Annotated in this window: 11 protein-coding genes and 3 pseudogenes; 4 read left to right on the top strand and 10 right to left on the bottom strand. The window is 41.6% G+C overall.

Annotated features, from left to right (window positions below):
- Positions 1-178: 178 nt before the first annotated feature.
- A complete protein-coding gene (locus V7K85_RS06350) occupies positions 179-1,429 on the top strand; it encodes a glycoside hydrolase family 10 protein (RefSeq protein ID WP_334811902.1) in 1,251 nt (416 codons plus the stop codon).
- Between the two features lie 298 nt (positions 1,430-1,727).
- Positions 1,728-3,311: a GmrSD restriction endonuclease domain-containing protein gene (locus tag V7K85_RS06355; protein ID WP_334811904.1), complete on the top strand. Its 1,584-nt coding sequence runs from the start codon at positions 1,728-1,730 to the stop codon at positions 3,309-3,311.
- A gap of 137 nt (positions 3,312-3,448) precedes the next feature.
- Here V7K85_RS06355 and V7K85_RS06360 read toward each other — a convergent pair whose 3' ends face one another.
- Positions 3,449-4,186 (bottom strand): Ycf66 family protein, encoded by a 738-nt coding sequence (locus V7K85_RS06360; RefSeq protein WP_334811906.1) that lies wholly within the window; start codon positions 4,184-4,186, stop codon positions 3,449-3,451.
- A 216-nt stretch (positions 4,187-4,402) separates the two neighbouring features.
- On the opposite strand from V7K85_RS06360, the pseudogene gndA reads away from it, so the two are divergent.
- Positions 4,403-5,824, top strand: a pseudogene (gndA, locus tag V7K85_RS06365) (NADP-dependent phosphogluconate dehydrogenase); the annotation flags it as partial.
- A gap of 232 nt (positions 5,825-6,056) precedes the next feature.
- Here gndA and V7K85_RS06370 read toward each other — a convergent pair.
- The 3 genes from V7K85_RS06370 to cax all read right to left on the bottom strand — a co-directional run bounded on the left by V7K85_RS06370 (position 6,057) and on the right by cax (position 9,684).
- Complete coding sequence (locus tag V7K85_RS06370) at positions 6,057-7,229, bottom strand: DarT ssDNA thymidine ADP-ribosyltransferase family protein (RefSeq protein WP_334811908.1); 1,173 nt, start codon at positions 7,227-7,229, stop codon at positions 6,057-6,059.
- Positions 7,226-8,431 carry a serine/threonine-protein kinase gene (locus V7K85_RS06375; RefSeq protein WP_334811910.1) on the bottom strand — a complete coding sequence of 402 codons (1,206 nt, stop codon included), beginning with the start codon at positions 8,429-8,431 and terminating at the stop codon, positions 7,226-7,228. Before V7K85_RS06375 ends, V7K85_RS06370 begins: the two co-directional genes overlap by 4 nt.
- A 119-nt stretch (positions 8,432-8,550) precedes the next feature.
- Positions 8,551-9,684, bottom strand: coding sequence for a calcium/proton exchanger (gene cax / locus V7K85_RS06380; protein WP_334811913.1), 1,134 nt, complete (start codon positions 9,682-9,684; stop codon positions 8,551-8,553).
- 549 nt (positions 9,685-10,233) lie between these two features.
- On the opposite strand from cax, the gene V7K85_RS06385 reads away from it, so the two are divergent.
- The gene (locus tag V7K85_RS06385) at positions 10,234-12,948 is read left to right on the top strand and encodes a DUF3536 domain-containing protein (RefSeq protein ID WP_334811915.1); all 2,715 of its coding nucleotides are present in this window, start codon (positions 10,234-10,236) and stop codon (positions 12,946-12,948) included.
- Positions 12,949-13,120: 172 nt separating this feature from the next.
- Here the strand turns inward: V7K85_RS06385 and V7K85_RS06390 are convergent, their stop codons facing one another.
- From V7K85_RS06390 to V7K85_RS36395, 6 genes and pseudogenes are all read right to left on the bottom strand, one after another.
- Positions 13,121-13,366: an HNH endonuclease gene (locus tag V7K85_RS06390; protein ID WP_334811917.1), complete on the bottom strand. Its 246-nt coding sequence runs from the start codon at positions 13,364-13,366 to the stop codon at positions 13,121-13,123.
- 4 nt (positions 13,367-13,370) lie between these two features.
- Positions 13,371-14,468: a Gfo/Idh/MocA family protein gene (locus tag V7K85_RS06395; RefSeq protein ID WP_334811919.1), complete on the bottom strand. Its 1,098-nt coding sequence runs from the start codon at positions 14,466-14,468 to the stop codon at positions 13,371-13,373.
- Positions 14,469-14,771: 303 nt separating this feature from the next.
- On the bottom strand, positions 14,772-14,897 hold the full coding sequence (locus V7K85_RS06400; RefSeq protein WP_334811921.1) for a hypothetical protein: 126 nt from the start codon (positions 14,895-14,897) through the stop codon (positions 14,772-14,774).
- A 126-nt stretch (positions 14,898-15,023) separates the two neighbouring features.
- The gene (locus V7K85_RS06405; protein WP_334811923.1) at positions 15,024-15,488 is read right to left on the bottom strand and encodes a DUF4870 domain-containing protein; all 465 of its coding nucleotides are present in this window, start codon (positions 15,486-15,488) and stop codon (positions 15,024-15,026) included.
- Between the two features lie 73 nt (positions 15,489-15,561).
- Positions 15,562-15,708, bottom strand: a pseudogene (locus V7K85_RS06410) (DUF1822 family protein); the annotation flags it as partial.
- 5 nt (positions 15,709-15,713) lie between these two features.
- Positions 15,714-16,211: pseudogene (locus tag V7K85_RS36395) on the bottom strand (sigma-70 family RNA polymerase sigma factor); the annotation flags it as partial.
- Positions 16,212-16,238: the final 27 nt, after the last annotated feature.

The following is a 16,238-nucleotide window of genomic DNA, read 5'->3' on the forward strand; positions in this document are numbered from 1 at the left end:
TGCTAGGTCTGCTTTAGTTTTTCTGGTGCAAAAGTTCCATAAGCAGGGAACGAACAACTACCAACCCATTAATCCTGTAGTAAGCATAAATACTTATAGACTAGATGAATTGGTTAGTAGATTCAATCATCAAAGCGAGCAATGGGGTGTGTAGGTAGCTAATGCATCATTCAAATCTATGAAATCACCTTTTCTTGTTCAAAGTTGGCGGCGTAGATGCACAGCAGCTTGTCGTCAGACATTGCTCAAGTATCTTTTTCCGATTCTCATTTTAATATCCTTTGTTACGGTATTGCTGGTAGATAGTTTCACGCCTGCGATCATCAAAGGTGGACGCTTCAGCGCGATCGCACAGCTACCCCGTCAGGAAATTCGCGGGGTTTGGATGACCAACAATGATTTTGACACCCTCAAGAGTCGCGATAAAGTGCAGGATGCGGTGAGTCAACTACAACGGATGAACTTCAACACAATCTATCCTGTGGTGTGGAATTCTGGCTATGTGATGTATCCCAGTGCCCTAGCACAACGTGCAGGTATTCAACCTTTTGTCTACAAAGGTTCAGATGGGCATGATATTCTCCTAGACCTGATTACTCAAGCCCATCGCAAAGGATTGCTAGTAATTCCCTGGTTTGAATTTGGTTTCATGGCTCCCCCAACCTCAGAACTAGCACTAAATTATCCGGATTGGTTCACACAAAAGCGGGATGGTGGCCAAACTTCGATCAGTGGGGCTGGTGAGGTTATGTGGCTTAATCCATTCCATTCACAAGTGCAACAGTTCATCACCAATCTTGTGCTGGAAACTGTTAGCCAATATGATGCCGATGGTATTCAGTTTGACGATCATATGAGTTTGCCCTACGAATTTGGCTACGATCAATATACAGTTGCCTTGTACACCCAAGAAACCAATAATGCTCCTCCAACCGATGCCCAAGATGCGCTATGGGTACAATGGCGGGCAGATAAAATTACAGCGTTCATGGTACAACTTAACCAAGCTGTGAAGCAGAGAAAACCCCAGGCGATTTTCTCTGTAGCTCCCAATTACTATGATTTGGCTTACAAGTTTCACCTGCAAGATTGGCTAAGTTGGATGCGGCAAAATATTGTGGACGAGTTAATTGTGCAAATTTATCGTCCGAATCTGCAAAGTTTTGTGGCAAATATTTCTCGCGCAGAAATTCAAGAAGCGCAACAAATAATTCCAACTGGAATTGGCATTATGACAGGGTTACGAAATAATCCAGTTCCCATGCAGCAAATTAAGTCTCAGGTGCGGGCTGCCCAAGAACGCGGTTTAGGCGTAACCTTCTTTTATTATGAAAGTCTTTGGAACGATGCTTTAGAATCCTTAAACGAGCGGCAAGCTGGATTTGAAAGTCTTTTTCGAGCTCCGGCACTCCGCGCCAGAGTTGAATAACTTTTCTGTTCAATGTGAGTTCGATGAAGCTAATGAGATTCACTTTCATGACTTACGCAAAGGTAAGTATTTTTGTCATTGCAAGCGTTGGCGCAGCCTCTTGAAGAGAAGCAAAGTAATCTCGTCAAGACTGGGATTGCTTCACTAGTGGGACTTAGACAAAAAATACCTCAAAAACAGCCTCAAATCTATATACAGTCTAAAGTCTGATCTATTTTGTATGATTACTCTACTGACTTTTATAATGAATAGATGATACAGTTTATATGTCAGATATAACTATTAAGCGTTAGTTAATATGGAGTATCAATCTTATTCTATTAGACAACTTTTGGATTCCGTAAGTAGTGGTAGTATTAGAATTCCAGCCTTCGAGCGTGGTTTTGTATGGGATATGGATAGGGTGGCATACTTAATGGATAGTATTTACAAAAAATACCCATTCGGTTCTTTACTCTTCTGGAAAACAAAATCTAAACTTGCAACTGAAAGAAAACTTGGGGCTTTTGCTCTTCCAAGCCCAAAGGAAGATTACCCTATAGATTATGTTTTAGATGGTCAGCAAAGACTTACATCTATTTTCTCTGTATTTCAGACAGAGTTGCAACCAACACAAGAATATGACTGGACTGGGATATATTTTGACTTAGAAGCGGAGGAAGATGCCCAAGAAAGTCAATTTTATGCATTGCGTCGTGAAGAAGTGATCTCAGGAAAACATTTTTCTCTGAATGTGTTATTCGATTCTGTAAAATACAGGGAAGCTACAGAAAAATGTACTAAAGAACAAATTATACGCTTAGATACACTACAAGAAAAGTTTAAAGAAGTATCTATTCCCGCACAAATTTTGAAAACAGAAGATAGAGCTATTGTTGCTATTGTTTTTGAGCGGGTTAATCGACTTGGAATGAAGCTTGATACACTGCAATTACTTTCAGCATGGACATGGAATGAGGATTTTGATTTACTAGAAAACTTCAAAAATTTGAAAGAAGAACTAGAAGAATTTGGATTCTCTGAAGTAGGGGAAGATTGTGACTTAATATTAAGATGTACGGCAGCTATTCTCAAAAAAGAAACCACTCCAGAAAGTTTATTAGAATTGAGCGGACAACAAATAAGAGAAGCTTTCCCAAAAGTTAGGAATGGGATTTTTGGAGCAATTGATTTTATGAGAAAACAATTGAAAGTGACTGCTCTAAAAAACCTTCCATATCCTGGGCTTCTAATTCCTCTGTCTGCTTTTTTTGCAGAACCAGATGGGAAAGAAGTTTCGTATGATACCAGAGTATATAATCAATTAAAAAAATGGTTTTGGAGGTCTTGTTTCACAAATAGATATAGTATTCAAACTAAGAAAGTTATCATAAGTGATATTGAACAAATAATTAAATTAAAAAATGGTGAAAATAATAGTTTTGGAGAAATTGACTGTAAGATAGACCGAGATTTTTTTATAAATAACCGATTTCGTTTTGACAACGTTAACACTAAAACTTTTATTTTAATACTCGCTAATAATCATCCAAAAAGTTTTTTGTCAGGCTCAGATATTGACCTGGATAAAGTTTTGCAAAAGTATAATAGAACAGAGTTTCATCATATTTACCCAAAAGCATTTTTAAAAGGTTTACGATTTGATGATAGCTCGATTAATTGTCTAGCTTACTTTTGTTTTTTGAATAGTTCTGAAAATAAAAAAATAGCAGCTAAAAAACCATCAGAATATATTAAAATGACGCCAAAAGGAGATATTTTAAAAGACATTTTATGCAGAGCTTTATGCACATCAGATACCTTCGATGATAACTTTAACGCTTTTCTAGAAAAAAGAATAGAATTACTTGTCCAGTTTACTAAAAAATTAATCCAAAATTAATACATTGGAGTCAGGTAGACCGTAGAAGCAATTTATAAATTGCTTCTACAATTAGCCCCTATGTAACTCGAATGAAAACCACTATGAGTTGAGTGAAACCCAGCATCATCTAAGATTAAAACTAGGTTTCACAACATTCAACTAACTTGATTAGGCGGTATTGCTTCCGGTGGCGTTTCCGGCGGGGGAGCGAGTACCGCATCCGGCGCAATTTCTTCTACGGGAATCGGTTGCTTATCCTCAATTTCAAAATCTGCTTGCGCTGCTTCCACCAATTCAGGAGATGGGGGATTTGGTGGAATCGCTTCCGGTACACTCTCGGTTTTTGCTTCGGTGTCGGTAGTAACTGTCTCCTCTGCTGGTTGTTTTGGTATAGAAGTAGTTTTGTTGATAATCTCAACAGCAGGTTTCTCTGCCAGTACAGAGGTAATATCTTCAGATTTGGGGGTTGTGGATGGCTTTTTACTCACAGTCTGTTGCACCTTATCTTTCACGCCACTGAAGGTGCTACCAAGACCTTTTTGCAACTGGCCCAGCCGTTCCTGAAGGGACAACTTATTCACCTGCTCCTGAATGCCAGTTTTCACCGTCTCAGAACTGGGTACTTGGGTTTGTTGTGCCTGCGGAGTCAGTTGCCGACGTAATGATAGAGTTTGCCAGCCAAACCAGACCAAAAGAGCCACATTAGCCACATGACCCAGCAACAAACCCCCAGTAATGCGTGGTGCAAACACCCATAAGACTAAGGCATAGAATAGTCCTACACCACTCCAGATAAAGTCATTCTTGCGGTGGATTTCTGGGAAAAAGAAAGCTGCTATATAAATGGCTAAACTACCAAGACCGACCACTAAAGCTAGGACATATGCCAGCATTATTTGGTTACTCCTTACTACGTCCTTTGACTATTTCAATTTTGCAAATTTTGCAAGTTAATAGTTGATTTAGATACAATTTAAAATTAATTATCCGTGTTACTTGTGGATTTTTCTCGTTTAGATCAACTCTTAAGGTCTTCTTTAGGAGAGAACGGAAAATCTCGGACTACGCTTAATGTAAAAGGATCTGCAAGAGTTAGCCAGAAATTTTTTATGACACTACAAAGCTTTGGTGTGATTGGATTAGCCGTTATGGGTGAGAACATCGCTCTAAACGTGGAGCGCAATGGCTTCCCAATCGCAGTATACAACCGCTCGCGCGATAAAACCGACAGATTCATGGCAGAGCGTGCGCCAGGACGGAACGTTAAAGCCGCCTTTACGCTAGAAGAATTTGTCGCTGCATTGGAACGTCCTCGCAAAATCCTAGTGATGGTGCAAGCTGGTAAGCCAGTAGATGCGGTAATTGCTCAACTCAAACCCTTGTTAGACGAAGGCGATATCATTATCGACGGTGGCAACTCTTGGTTTGAAGATACAGAACGACGCACTCAGGAATTAGAACCCGCTGGACTTCGGTTTATCGGTATGGGTGTTAGTGGTGGTGAAGAAGGTGCGCTAAATGGCCCCTCATTGATGCCTGGAGGTACGGAAAGCTCCTACGAGTATCTCTCACCAATTTTTAATAAAATTGCTGCCCAAGTGGACGATGGTCCTTGCGTAACCTATTGCGGTCCTGGTGGTGCCGGTCACTACGTCAAAATGGTACACAACGGCATCGAGTACGGCGATATGCAGTTAATTGCAGAAGCATACGACTTGCTGAAAAATGTTGCTGGACTAGACCATAATCAGCTACATGAAGTTTTTACCGAATGGAACACCACCGACGAACTCAATTCGTTTTTGATTGAAATTACAGCAAAGATTTTCCCCTACATTGACCCAGATACAAATCTACCCTTAGTCGATTTGATTGTTGATGCTGCAGGGCAAAAGGGAACTGGACGCTGGACAGTCCAAACTGCAATGGATTTGGGAGTTGCTGTACCAACAATGATTGCAGCGGTGAACGCCCGGATCATGTCTTCTTTCAAAAAAGAGCGGGTAGCAGCATCTAAGATACTCACAGGTCCTTCTGGCAAGTATGAGGGAGATACTAAAGCCTTTATCAACATGGTGCGAGATGCCCTGTATTGCTCGAAAATCTGTTCTTACGCTCAGGGCATGGCATTATTGGCTACAGCTTCAAAAACCTACAATTTTAACTTGCATTTAGGTGAACTGGCGCGGATTTGGAAGGGTGGCTGTATTATTCGCGCTGGATTTTTGAATAAGATTAAGAACGCATTTAGCGAAAATCCAGCACCACCTAACCTGCTATTGGCTCCTGAATTCAGGCAGACAATTCTCGACAGACAAACAGCTTGGCGCGAAGTGTTGGCAACAGCAGCAAAACTGGGAATTCCAGTGCCAGCATTCAGTGCATCATTAGATTATTTTGACAGTTATCGACGCGATCGCTTGCCCCAAAACCTCACTCAAGCCCAACGCGACTACTTTGGGGCGCACACCTACGAGCGACTTGATAAGCCTGGATTCTTTCACACCGAATGGACACCGATTTCTGAAGCATCCGTGCACACTTCCACACCGCAACCGATGCAAGCTACACAACCAACAACACCTACAACATCTACAACTTCTCCAAAAGTTTAGAGAGTTTTAGATTGTAAATTTGAAAGTGGCTCTTTGAGAGTCACTTTTTTTTGTCAATTATCACTGTTAATTATTCATTGTTAAGCTAATGCACTTTTAACTTGCATATTTTCATTTTAGAGAAAAGGCATCTAGGGCAACGTGCGAGTCAAGAGCGATTTAGCAAGTAATCATTAGTTAAATATTTGGAATCAATTTGGTGTTTCCGTGGAAGATAAATCGCAACCTGAATTCCTATATTGTGCAAATAACGACACATTAGCGGCCCTACTTCAGCCCAATTTAAGTTACCTAAACCACAACCCAAAGCTGGCATTGCCAAAGACTGAATACCAATATCATGACAATTTTTTCTAACCCAGTCTAAGCCACCTTCAATGTCTTCTAAACGAGAGTTTTCTCGCCATTGTCTTTTAGTAGCAAACGACAAGAACCACTTTACAGCATTGGAGGACACTAGCGGAAGGCTAAGATCAGCTAGTTCTTGATCTAAAGAAGCTTCCCGTTTATAGAGATAGGGTTTTGTGGCAGTGAGCTGTTGATTCCGGCAAGCATCTTGATAAACTACATATACGTCAGGAAACTGATATTTTGCCCGTGACGCTAATCCTTTGCCCATTATGCCTTGAAGATTAACACTAATCGTCAGCGTTTGCATATTTGAAAAAAACATATCCCCATCAATCAAGGAAATATTAGTCCCAATACGGGCAGCAGATATGGGTTGGAAGAACATATTTGGTTCAGGAACAACAGGTATTTTAGCTGAATCTATAATTGTTTCGACTCGCTCTTTAGCCTTATAGTCTGCTACAAAAACTGAATGAACAAGTTCTGGGCTAATTTGCTCAGGAACCAGGCACTCAGCCATGATCTTTCGTTTAGAACCATCAAGCTCATTCCACCACTCATTTTGAATAATTTTCCATTGTTTCTGAAGTATTTCTATTCCTTCCTTAATAGCAAAAAATTGAGTTGGCTCATTGGCAGCATTTCCATCTGTAATTAGTCCTCCTACTGCTGCAAGTACATCGGGTTTGACTCCAACAACAGCAATATCTCTTTTGTCCTTTTCATGAACCACCCGATACATCATTGGGTTACGTGGCTGAAAGTATAAGTTAGCGTATTCCCACAAACTACTCCTTGCAGGCGTAGACTTGTCTTTTCGCTTGCTAACAATCCCACTATCGTAGATTGGTGTATATGAAACACCTAACTCGTCAACTGCTTTGTGGGATAAGATACCTCTTTGAAGTATTGAGGGCAGATTTTCAATATGTGTGATGTAATAGAGGCTTTTTATATCTGGTTTTATCATTGATTTGGTGTGTTATTCTTCCCAAGGTATTTAGCTTTTAATTCTTCTAATTCTTCATCTATTTTGCTTTTAGTATGAGGCTGAGATGTAGGGTTTGGTGGCTGTATTTTATTTGTTTGAGGTTTGTTGCCACCCAAAAATTGGGTTTTCATTTCCTCTAATTCCTGATCAATTTGACTAGGAGATTTTGATACAAAAGCGGGTGGAGAATTTTGTGGTGATTGAGGGATAGGTTTTGCCGCTATCGCTTGCGTGGCTGCTGCTTGCGGCTGGTGATTTAAGTCGTTGAGAACTTCATCTACTGTTTGATAACGCCGAATTGGAATACTTTCTAGCATCTTGTTCAGAATGCGACTCAATTGATTACTGATGGGAGTTTGCAAGTATTGCTGCCAAACCCATGTATCGTTATTAGTATCATAAGAATCGAAAGGCGATCGCCCAGTTAATAAATTAATACAAGTAGCACCCAAACTGTAAATATCACTGGCGAAAACAGCCCTACCTCTCATTTGTTCAGGTGCAACATATTCTGGACTACCAATACTTGTACCAGTTTTATTTAAGGCGGTGCCACTGGTAGATTTAGCAGCACCAAAATCTACTAAAACTAGATCCCCCCAACCTCCCTTATTAAGGGGAGCGATATTTTCTTCCCCCTTTTTCAAGGGGTGACTAAGGGGGGATCGACGAATAATATTTTCTGGCTTAATATCGCGGTGAATTACTTGTCTGGCGTGGCAAAATTGTAAAACTGATAATAAATCATTTAATAGTTGCCGGATTTGTATTTCATTGAAAGCACCTTTATGTGCCAATTCATGGGCTAAGTTTTGCCCGTCGATAAATTCTTGTACAAGATACTGCCGATCTTCTTGGGTAAAATATGCCAGTAGTTCCGGAATTTGGGGATGTTTGCCCAATTCATCTAACTGCACCGCTTCTTGGTTAAATAACTCTACGGCTTTTGCCAGAGTGTTAGTGCCTTGGGCTTGGGGATAAAATTGCTTAATCACGCAGCGTGGTTTTGAGGGTTTATCCTCATCCACAGCTAAGAAGGTTTTGCCAAAACCACCTTGTCCGATTGGTTTGATAGCACGGTAACGTTCTTTGAGGAGTAATTTTGAACCGCAAGTCCGGCAAAACTTCACATCAGCAGGATTTTCCGGCTTGGGACAATGGGGATTAAGGCAGTAGCTCATACAGACCATCGCTCTTATATGTCTTTATTTTACTGGCGTTGAGGGTAGGGACTTTTGCGAATCCGTTAAACTATGAGCGATGTCTACGACGGGCTGTTCGGTGACGTACTGCTTCCTAACTACCCCATACCTTCCATAACTGGATGAAAGTAGAAGGCAAACCCCAACACTGTATAGGCAGCTAATAATAAAGTGCCTTCCAGCCAATTAGACCTACCATCGGAACTAATAGTGTTTGCAATCAACACTGACACAACCACAGCTACTAATTCAAAGGGTTTAAAATCCAAATCCATTGGTTTACCCAATATCCGCCCTGCTATAACTAACACCGGCGCGACAAATAGGGCAATCTGCATACTTGATCCCACAGCTACCGAAAGCGAAAGATCCATCTTATCTTTCATCGCCACGGTGACTGCTGTAGCGTGTTCAGCCGCGTTACCGACGATGGGAACCAAAATTACCCCTGTAAACAGCGCCGTCAAACCTAGCTGAGATGTAGCCACCTCCAGAGAATCCACTAGCAGTTCTGACTCAATTGCTACCAGTAAAGTACAGACGAGCAGCACGCCAACCCACAACACCATATTTGGTTTAGCATCAGATATTGATATTTCCTCTGCTTCTGCTTCTGCCTCGGCTAAACCCACATCATATAAATAGGAGTGGGTTTTCATTGAAAATAGCAGCGTTAGGGCATAAACCAGAATTAACACCACAGCAACAGCAATAGAAAGATTTTGTAGTGTTTGTTCGTTAATTCCTTGAGAAGTGTAATTCATCGCCGTTGGCATCAAAATGGCAATCACCGCCAAATTCATTGAAGCAGCATTCACCCGCGCCACAATTGGCTGAAATGTCTGTTCTTTGTAGCGCAGTCCTCCCAAAAGCATGGAAAAACCCATCACCAGTAGTAAGTTGCTAATAATCGATCCCGTGATACTAGCTTTGACTACATCTATTAACCCAGCGTTCAGCGCGATTAGGGCGATGATTAGTTCTGTAGCATTGCCAAAGGTGGCGTTTAACAAGCCCCCCAATGATGGCCCCACTACGACAGCAATTTCTTCTGTGGCTGTACCCATCCAAGCTGCTAAGGGCAGAATTGCTAATCCAGCTGTAATGAAAACTATCAATTCTCCCCACTCCAGAAAGTGGGCTGCTAGGGAAACCGGGATAAACAGCAATAAAACCAGAAGAATAATGTTTTTTGTTGACATTTGTTGTCTTGAGTTGAGGGTATCATCCACAGCGAGGAATCCTAAGTTTTAAATTTTGAGTGTTGAATTAAAAAATAACTTTTAATGCAGCACTCCCATAGGATACTCTCAACCGTCTGTAGAGCAATTCAGAAATTGTACTGTTTTCAGTTCACTGCTGTGTATGTAAAATAAGATTGCGATTTAAGGAGTTTTCGTAATCTTTTGTTGCAAAAGTATGAATTTGAGCAAAAATAATACACCAGAAATGGGGTTTAATATATTAAAAGACAATTAAAATTTTGATTGGCGCTGAAGAAGAGAAAACCCCTAACTGAGGTTTTGTTCAATGGCTGATTACTTTGAGCCTTCAGGGAAAGGGCTGTCTTGCAAAGTTCCTTTAAGTCGGCAGAGCCGCCCAACGGACTTTGCGCTGTGCGATAACGCAGATTTCCCACTACAATAAGACAGATTTGTCAAAAATTAGGTTGGATTCCATAGTTGTTGTTTATACCGGATTTTGTGTTCAAACCATTTGAGAAAGGTTTATGCACAAACTTTTCGGTGCAACTGCAAGTTTTTTGTTTTGGATAAATATACATGACTTCTGCTGACCAAATGCCAGCTAGTGGCTCAACGTTAACATTAGATTCAGACCCCAATAACACCAAAGAAACCGATCCCCTGAGAAAGGCCAATGGTGTTTATGTGACGGTGCATGGTCATTTTTACCAGCCACCAAGGGAAAACCCTTATCTGGACGCAATTGAACGCCAACCGAGCGCTACACCTTTCCATGACTGGAATGAGCGGATTCATTGGGAATGCTATCGCCCGAATGCCTTTGCCAGAGTCTTAAATGACCAAGGCGAAGTGGTGGAGATCGTCAACAATTATGAGTATTTTAGTTTTAATATTGGCCCAACGCTGATGTCGTGGCTAGAACGCTACGATGTGGAGGTTTATCAGCGGATTTTAGAGGCGGATACGAAGAGTAGCCAACGCTTGCATGGTCACGGCAATGCGATCGCGCAAGTATACAATCACATCATCATGCCTCTGGCGAACGAACGCGACAAATATACCCAAATTCGCTGGGGTAAAGAAGACTTCCGCTCCCGCTTTGGACGCGATCCCGAAGGTATGTGGCTAGCAGAAACTGCTGTAGATTACGCAACCGTAGAAGCTCTTGTTGCTGAAGGTATTCGCTTCATTATCCTTGCACCGTCTCAGGCGTTGCGTTGCCGTCCCCTCCCCACTCAAGATCATCCCAATCCAGAATGGATCGAAGTTGGCGGTAGTCAGATTGATTCCACCCGTCCCTATCGTTGTTATTTAAAGCCCACACTAGGCAGTTCATCTTCACCTCTGAGTGCGATCCCCACTAGCCGCAAGAATAGCGGTACAGAAGAATTACCTTATATTGATATCTTTTTTTACGATGGCCCGATATCGCGGGACATGGGTTTTAGTGATGTCGTTTATAATTCCACTCACTTTGCCGGACGTATCGGTTCAGCAGTCCGTGGGGATCATCGTCCAGCACAATTGATTTCTGTGGCCACAGATGGGGAAACCTTTGGACACCACAAGAAGGGAACTGAGAAAACTTTAGCCTACGCCTTTACCAAAGAGTTTCCTCACCAAGGTTGGACGGTGACGAACTTCGCCCACTACCTCAGCTTAAATTCTCCTAGTTGGGAAGTGGAATTGAAATCAGTCACAGCCTGGAGTTGCGCCCACGGTGTCGGCAGATGGGAAGATGACTGTGGTTGCGGTGGGGAAGGCAGCGTTTGGCATCAAAAATGGCGTCGTCCCTTGCGGAATGCTCTAAATTGGCTGCGGGATCAGCTAACTGAGGTGTATGAAGAACATGGTAGGCAGCTATTTCGTGATCCCTGGCAAGCACGAGATGAATATATCCAAGTAATGCGCGATCGCTCTGCTGGCAATGTCAACCGTTTCCTCTCCCGCCATCAAACCCACAAACTAACAGCAGCCGAACAAGTAGACGCCCTGCGCCTGTTAGAAATGCAGCGTCACGCTTTATTGATGTTCACTAGTTGCGGCTGGTTTTTTGAAGAAATTTCCCGTCCAGAGGGGACGCAGATTCTCCGCTACGCCGCCCGTGCTTTGGAATTGGCGGGGGAAGTGGCTGGTGTGCAGTTGGAAAAAGGCTTCGTCAAACGTCTTGGTTTAGCCCCCAGCAATGTCGATGAATTCAAACACGGTGCGGAAATTTATCGGCAACTCGTGTTAACTGCCCAGCTTGGCTTTAAGCAAGTAGCAGCCCATTACGCCATTACTTCCCTGTTTAGCAATCAGAAACTAGTAGAGACGCGCAATTCTCTGCCGAGAAAAGATGCTGCGGACAAACAGTCTCAGCGTTACCACAAAAAGGTTTATTGCTACGCTGCCAATGAGCTAGATTACCAACTGCAACGCATGGGATCGCTAACTTTGGCTGTCGGAAATTTAAAGCTGGTATCAGAGATTACTTGGGAAAGTGAGCATTTGGTATTTGCTGTTCTGCATTTGGGAGGGTGGGATTTCCACTGCTGCATTCAACAATTTACTGGGCGGCGTGACTACAGCCAATTAAAAGAAAAGCTGTTTGGGGCACTACAACAAGCTAGTGCGGCTCATACTATCTTGGTGATGACACAGCTATTTGGGGAAGAAGCTTTCAACTTGCAAAATCTATTTGCTGAAGAACGCCACCGGATTATGCGGCTGCTTAGTCAGGAAACACTGACACGTTTAGGACAGTTGTATACCCAAGCCTACCGTGATAATTATGGTGTGCTGATGGCGTTTCATCGAGATGAAATAGAAGTGCCACAAGAATTGCAGGTAGCAGCAGATATTGCTTTAGGGCATCGTTGTCTAATCACATTGCGATGGCTTGAGCAAGATATAGCTGATCCCCAAAAGAGTTGGAATCACATATTAGAATTGGAGGCGATCGCTACTGAAGCAAAACATCTGCGTTGTCGGCTGAATATTCCCGACGGTAAGCAGATGTTAGAACAGTTAATTGCGCGATCGCTTTGGCAATTGTTGCATGATGCCAATGGTAGTTTTAATGCAGATATCCAACTATTGGAGCGCTTGATTGATGTCGGGGATCAATTAAATATCGATATTTCTCTACAGCGATCGCAAGAACTATATTTTAGTTGTCTGTACAGTCAGATAGCGCCGGTTTGTGTCACTAACCCTGCGAATGAAGCAGATAATCAGTGTCTTCAGTTGCTGAAGTTGGGCAAAAAATTAGCCGTTGATGTCAGTATGATCTCAAATGAGTTGGGATAGATGTAGAGGCACACGCCGTACATTGGTGTCAACTTCAGCTAAAACCTCGTTTCCACCCTCTGGCTGGAAATGATCCTCATTGCAGCTCTACCGCGAGTAAGGAAGGCGGCAGCTCCATAGAAAGCATTCCTAGTCTGAGACTAGGAACGAGATGTGAACGAGGTGTGAACCGTCATAAATCAAAATGGCGTTGGAAACGGGGATCAATGTTGTCTGTTTTCTGCTGATTGCAGGTGAAGCAGAGAGTTTGGAGATTGCTGATATCGTTTTGACCGCCACGGGCGAGGGGAATGATATGGTCAATGCTAAGGTTAGTTTCTATAGTAGTTTTACCGCAGCTTCGGCATTGGTATTTGTCACGTTGAAAAACATATTTCTTAACTTCCGGGGGGATACGAATGCGGGGAGTTTTGCTCATTTCCTTAGTTGCTAAGAAATCCTTCCAAGCTGGGTACATCTATCCAACTTGCTTTTTTATGAGATTCATGGGATAAATCCATCAACAACTGAGAATAAATTCCTTCTTGCAGCGATGGTGTAATTTCCTGATTGCGCTCAATTCCTTGCACCCATTGGTCTACTACGCGGATAAATGCACAAATGCGCCCATCAGCATAATTTTTGGGGAAAATTAACCGATTCGGTATTTCTATTTCCGTTAGAGGTTTACCTGGCTGGGAACCCCAAACACGAAAGCCATGTATATAATCCTTTTGATTTTCACTGCCCAGAATTAATGTACCGCGATCGCCATATACTTCTACCCAATGGGTTCTTGGTGCATGAACAACCGCACTGATAGAAAGTTGGCAAGGTGTACCATTCGCTAATTCCAGCGTTAATATACAGTTGTCATCGCTATCCACTGACTTGGATTCCCCACTAATAGGGTCAACTCGTGTGGGAATAGCAGTAGTTAAATGGGCGCTTAATCTACGGACTGGCCCGAATAACCAGTGAATATAATCGAAGGCGTGGGAACCTAAAGACCCTAATGCACCGCCTCCTTTATCCTTGTCAGAATACCAATTCCAAGGGCGTGAAGTATCAGCACGAGAAGAACCTAACCAATCAATTTTAATTAGGCGCAACTCACCCACATAGTCTTGTGATAATAATTCAGCAAATAACTGCCATGCTGGTACAAAGCGAAATTCAAAGTCTACAGTCGCAATCACACCTTTTTCTTGAGCTAACTGATAAAGTTCTTTAGCCTCAACTGCATTTAAGGTTGTGGGTTTTTCTAGTAAGAAATGTTTTCCAGCTTCCAGTACGGTTTTTGCCATTTTATAGTGCAAAAAAGGCGGCGTAGAGATGCTGACTGCTTGCACTTCTGGCAATGCCACAATAGCTGTAAGTGAGTCGTAAGCGTGGGGAATATTATGGGATTCTGCTATGGCTTTGGCTTTATTTATATCTTGGTGATAAACAGCAACTACCTCCGTTTGAGGATGTGCTTGGAATCCTGGGATGTGAACTTTTTGACCAAATCCAGTGCCTGCGATCGCAACTCCAATCATCTAATTTTTATTCCCATATTTATGTGATTTTTATTGTTCATAATAAGTTTTACGATACTTCATTAAACAGTTACAAAGTAGATAGACGTAATTAAATGTAAGATAAAAATTTTGTTCTTAGTCAGGGATTTATTGCTGCATATAAGCTTTTCAAGCGCTAAAGCTGCTTACCTAACGGGAAAATTAGTCGCTTATGTGGGAGACCGTCCTAACTCACTAGAGCTTTGATTTAATTAAGTCTTTTTACTAAGAGGATGTTTGAAAAGTCTACGGTTATATCAAGATCCCCCCGACCAAGCCTTTTCAGCAGGGAATAACCTTCTCAAAGTCCTCCAATTTATCGGAGGATTTAGGAGGATCTAAAGTTTTTGATACATCAGCCACCACTTTTAAAATATCTTCTAAGAAACGTTTAGCTTGTAGTTCCATAGTAAATTATTGTTCAGCTTTTTCACGAGCGTGATCACAAATTGGTTTGTGGAAAAAGTACAGCCTGCCGTTGTCTATTTTTATAAAGCTATCGTAAGTATTAACCAACAGAGGTTTAATAATTTTTTATCGCAGAACTCTAATTATCAAAGGGTAACGATAATGCTCACCATTGTAAGCTTTAATAGCAGCAAAAGTCACTATAAATGATTGTACTATCAAAATTAATAATATTAACAACATAAACACAATTAGTAAACTATCTAAAGTTATTTTAATTTCATTAACTGAACCATTGGTAGTCACTGCCAGACTAAAGCTAGTTAATACTAAAAATAATGAGATTACCATGAAAATCAAGGTATATAATGTCCAATTAATTTGAAAATTTAATGATTCCTTTCCTTGGAGATCAATCCAGGGATATTGTGATTTTTTAAATCGCCAAATCAGGAGTGGAGCCAAAAGATTTAGGGGTAAATATAAAGGGATGCCAATAAATACCAAAAAAAACAATAATATCCACCCTAATAAAGCCGAGAAATGACACAGCATCGCCCATATACGCATTTTTTTAGGTTTTTCTCTCATAGCTTTTTATATGGAAGTGGATTTACTAAATAATTCTCCACTGTAATTATCTATAAAAAAGCCAAACAAAAGCTTAAAATCTGAGTATTTCTTGGTCATAATTTTCGGGAAGAGGTTCTATTTCCCAGACTATGCCATCTCCTGCTTCCAATGCAACTTCTACGTAAAGTTGTTCTATGGCAGTTATCGCAATATCTTCATTATTGGGAAAGGGCTGTAAATGTTTTTAGTGATTTTTCGCAACAGTCCCCAATCTGTACAAATATCAACTTCCCTTTTTTGGCGCAAAGTTTCGCGGATAGCACCGCTAAAGATGGCGTTAGCGTAGTTTTTTCAAGAAAAACCTTGATTGGGGTTAAAACCTTTGAGGACTTTATCAAGGGCGATGTCTACGACGGGCTACGCCTACGCAATCTGAAAACAGTCTGACAGTTTATACTAAGTACTGGCGAAACTAGTAACCGTCTTTTGGGATACTCAATCGCAAGGTTCTTGCAAATAAGTTATGAGATGTTGCCTAGCTAAAGGCTTAGTTTCGGGAAGCTGCCAAAACTTATACCAATAAAGTGCCCAAAAATATTCAGAAGTGTTTTGTGGCGTGTGGTTTAGACAACTTTGGATGCGGCGACGCAAATTTGATTACCTCGCCCAACAACTGAAGCGTTCGCCAGCAAATTGCTCAAAAGTTGAAAAGATTTCAATGATGCTTTGTCGAGGTTGCATAAAAATTGGAAAAATCAAAACTGTCAA

The sequence above is a fragment of the Nostoc sp. genome, assembly GCF_036917615.1.
Taxonomy (GTDB): domain Bacteria; phylum Cyanobacteriota; class Cyanobacteriia; order Cyanobacteriales; family Nostocaceae; genus Nostoc.

Coding starts and splice junctions, on each gene's coding strand:
- V7K85_RS06350 (WP_334811902.1), top strand. CDS start 179: ATGAAATCACCTTTTCTTGTTCAAAGTTGGCGGCGTAGATGCACAGCA.
- V7K85_RS06355 (WP_334811904.1), top strand. CDS start 1,728: ATGGAGTATCAATCTTATTCTATTAGACAACTTTTGGATTCCGTAAGT.
- V7K85_RS06360 (WP_334811906.1), bottom strand. CDS start 4,186: ATGCTGGCATATGTCCTAGCTTTAGTGGTCGGTCTTGGTAGTTTAGCC.
- V7K85_RS06370 (WP_334811908.1), bottom strand. CDS start 7,229: ATGATAAAACCAGATATAAAAAGCCTCTATTACATCACACATATTGAA.
- V7K85_RS06375 (WP_334811910.1), bottom strand. CDS start 8,431: ATGAGCTACTGCCTTAATCCCCATTGTCCCAAGCCGGAAAATCCTGCT.
- V7K85_RS06385 (WP_334811915.1), top strand. CDS start 10,234: ATGACTTCTGCTGACCAAATGCCAGCTAGTGGCTCAACGTTAACATTA.
- V7K85_RS06390 (WP_334811917.1), bottom strand. CDS start 13,366: ATGAGCAAAACTCCCCGCATTCGTATCCCCCCGGAAGTTAAGAAATAT.
- V7K85_RS06395 (WP_334811919.1), bottom strand. CDS start 14,468: ATGATTGGAGTTGCGATCGCAGGCACTGGATTTGGTCAAAAAGTTCAC.
- V7K85_RS06400 (WP_334811921.1), bottom strand. CDS start 14,897: ATGGAACTACAAGCTAAACGTTTCTTAGAAGATATTTTAAAAGTGGTG.
- V7K85_RS06405 (WP_334811923.1), bottom strand. CDS start 15,488: ATGAGAGAAAAACCTAAAAAAATGCGTATATGGGCGATGCTGTGTCAT.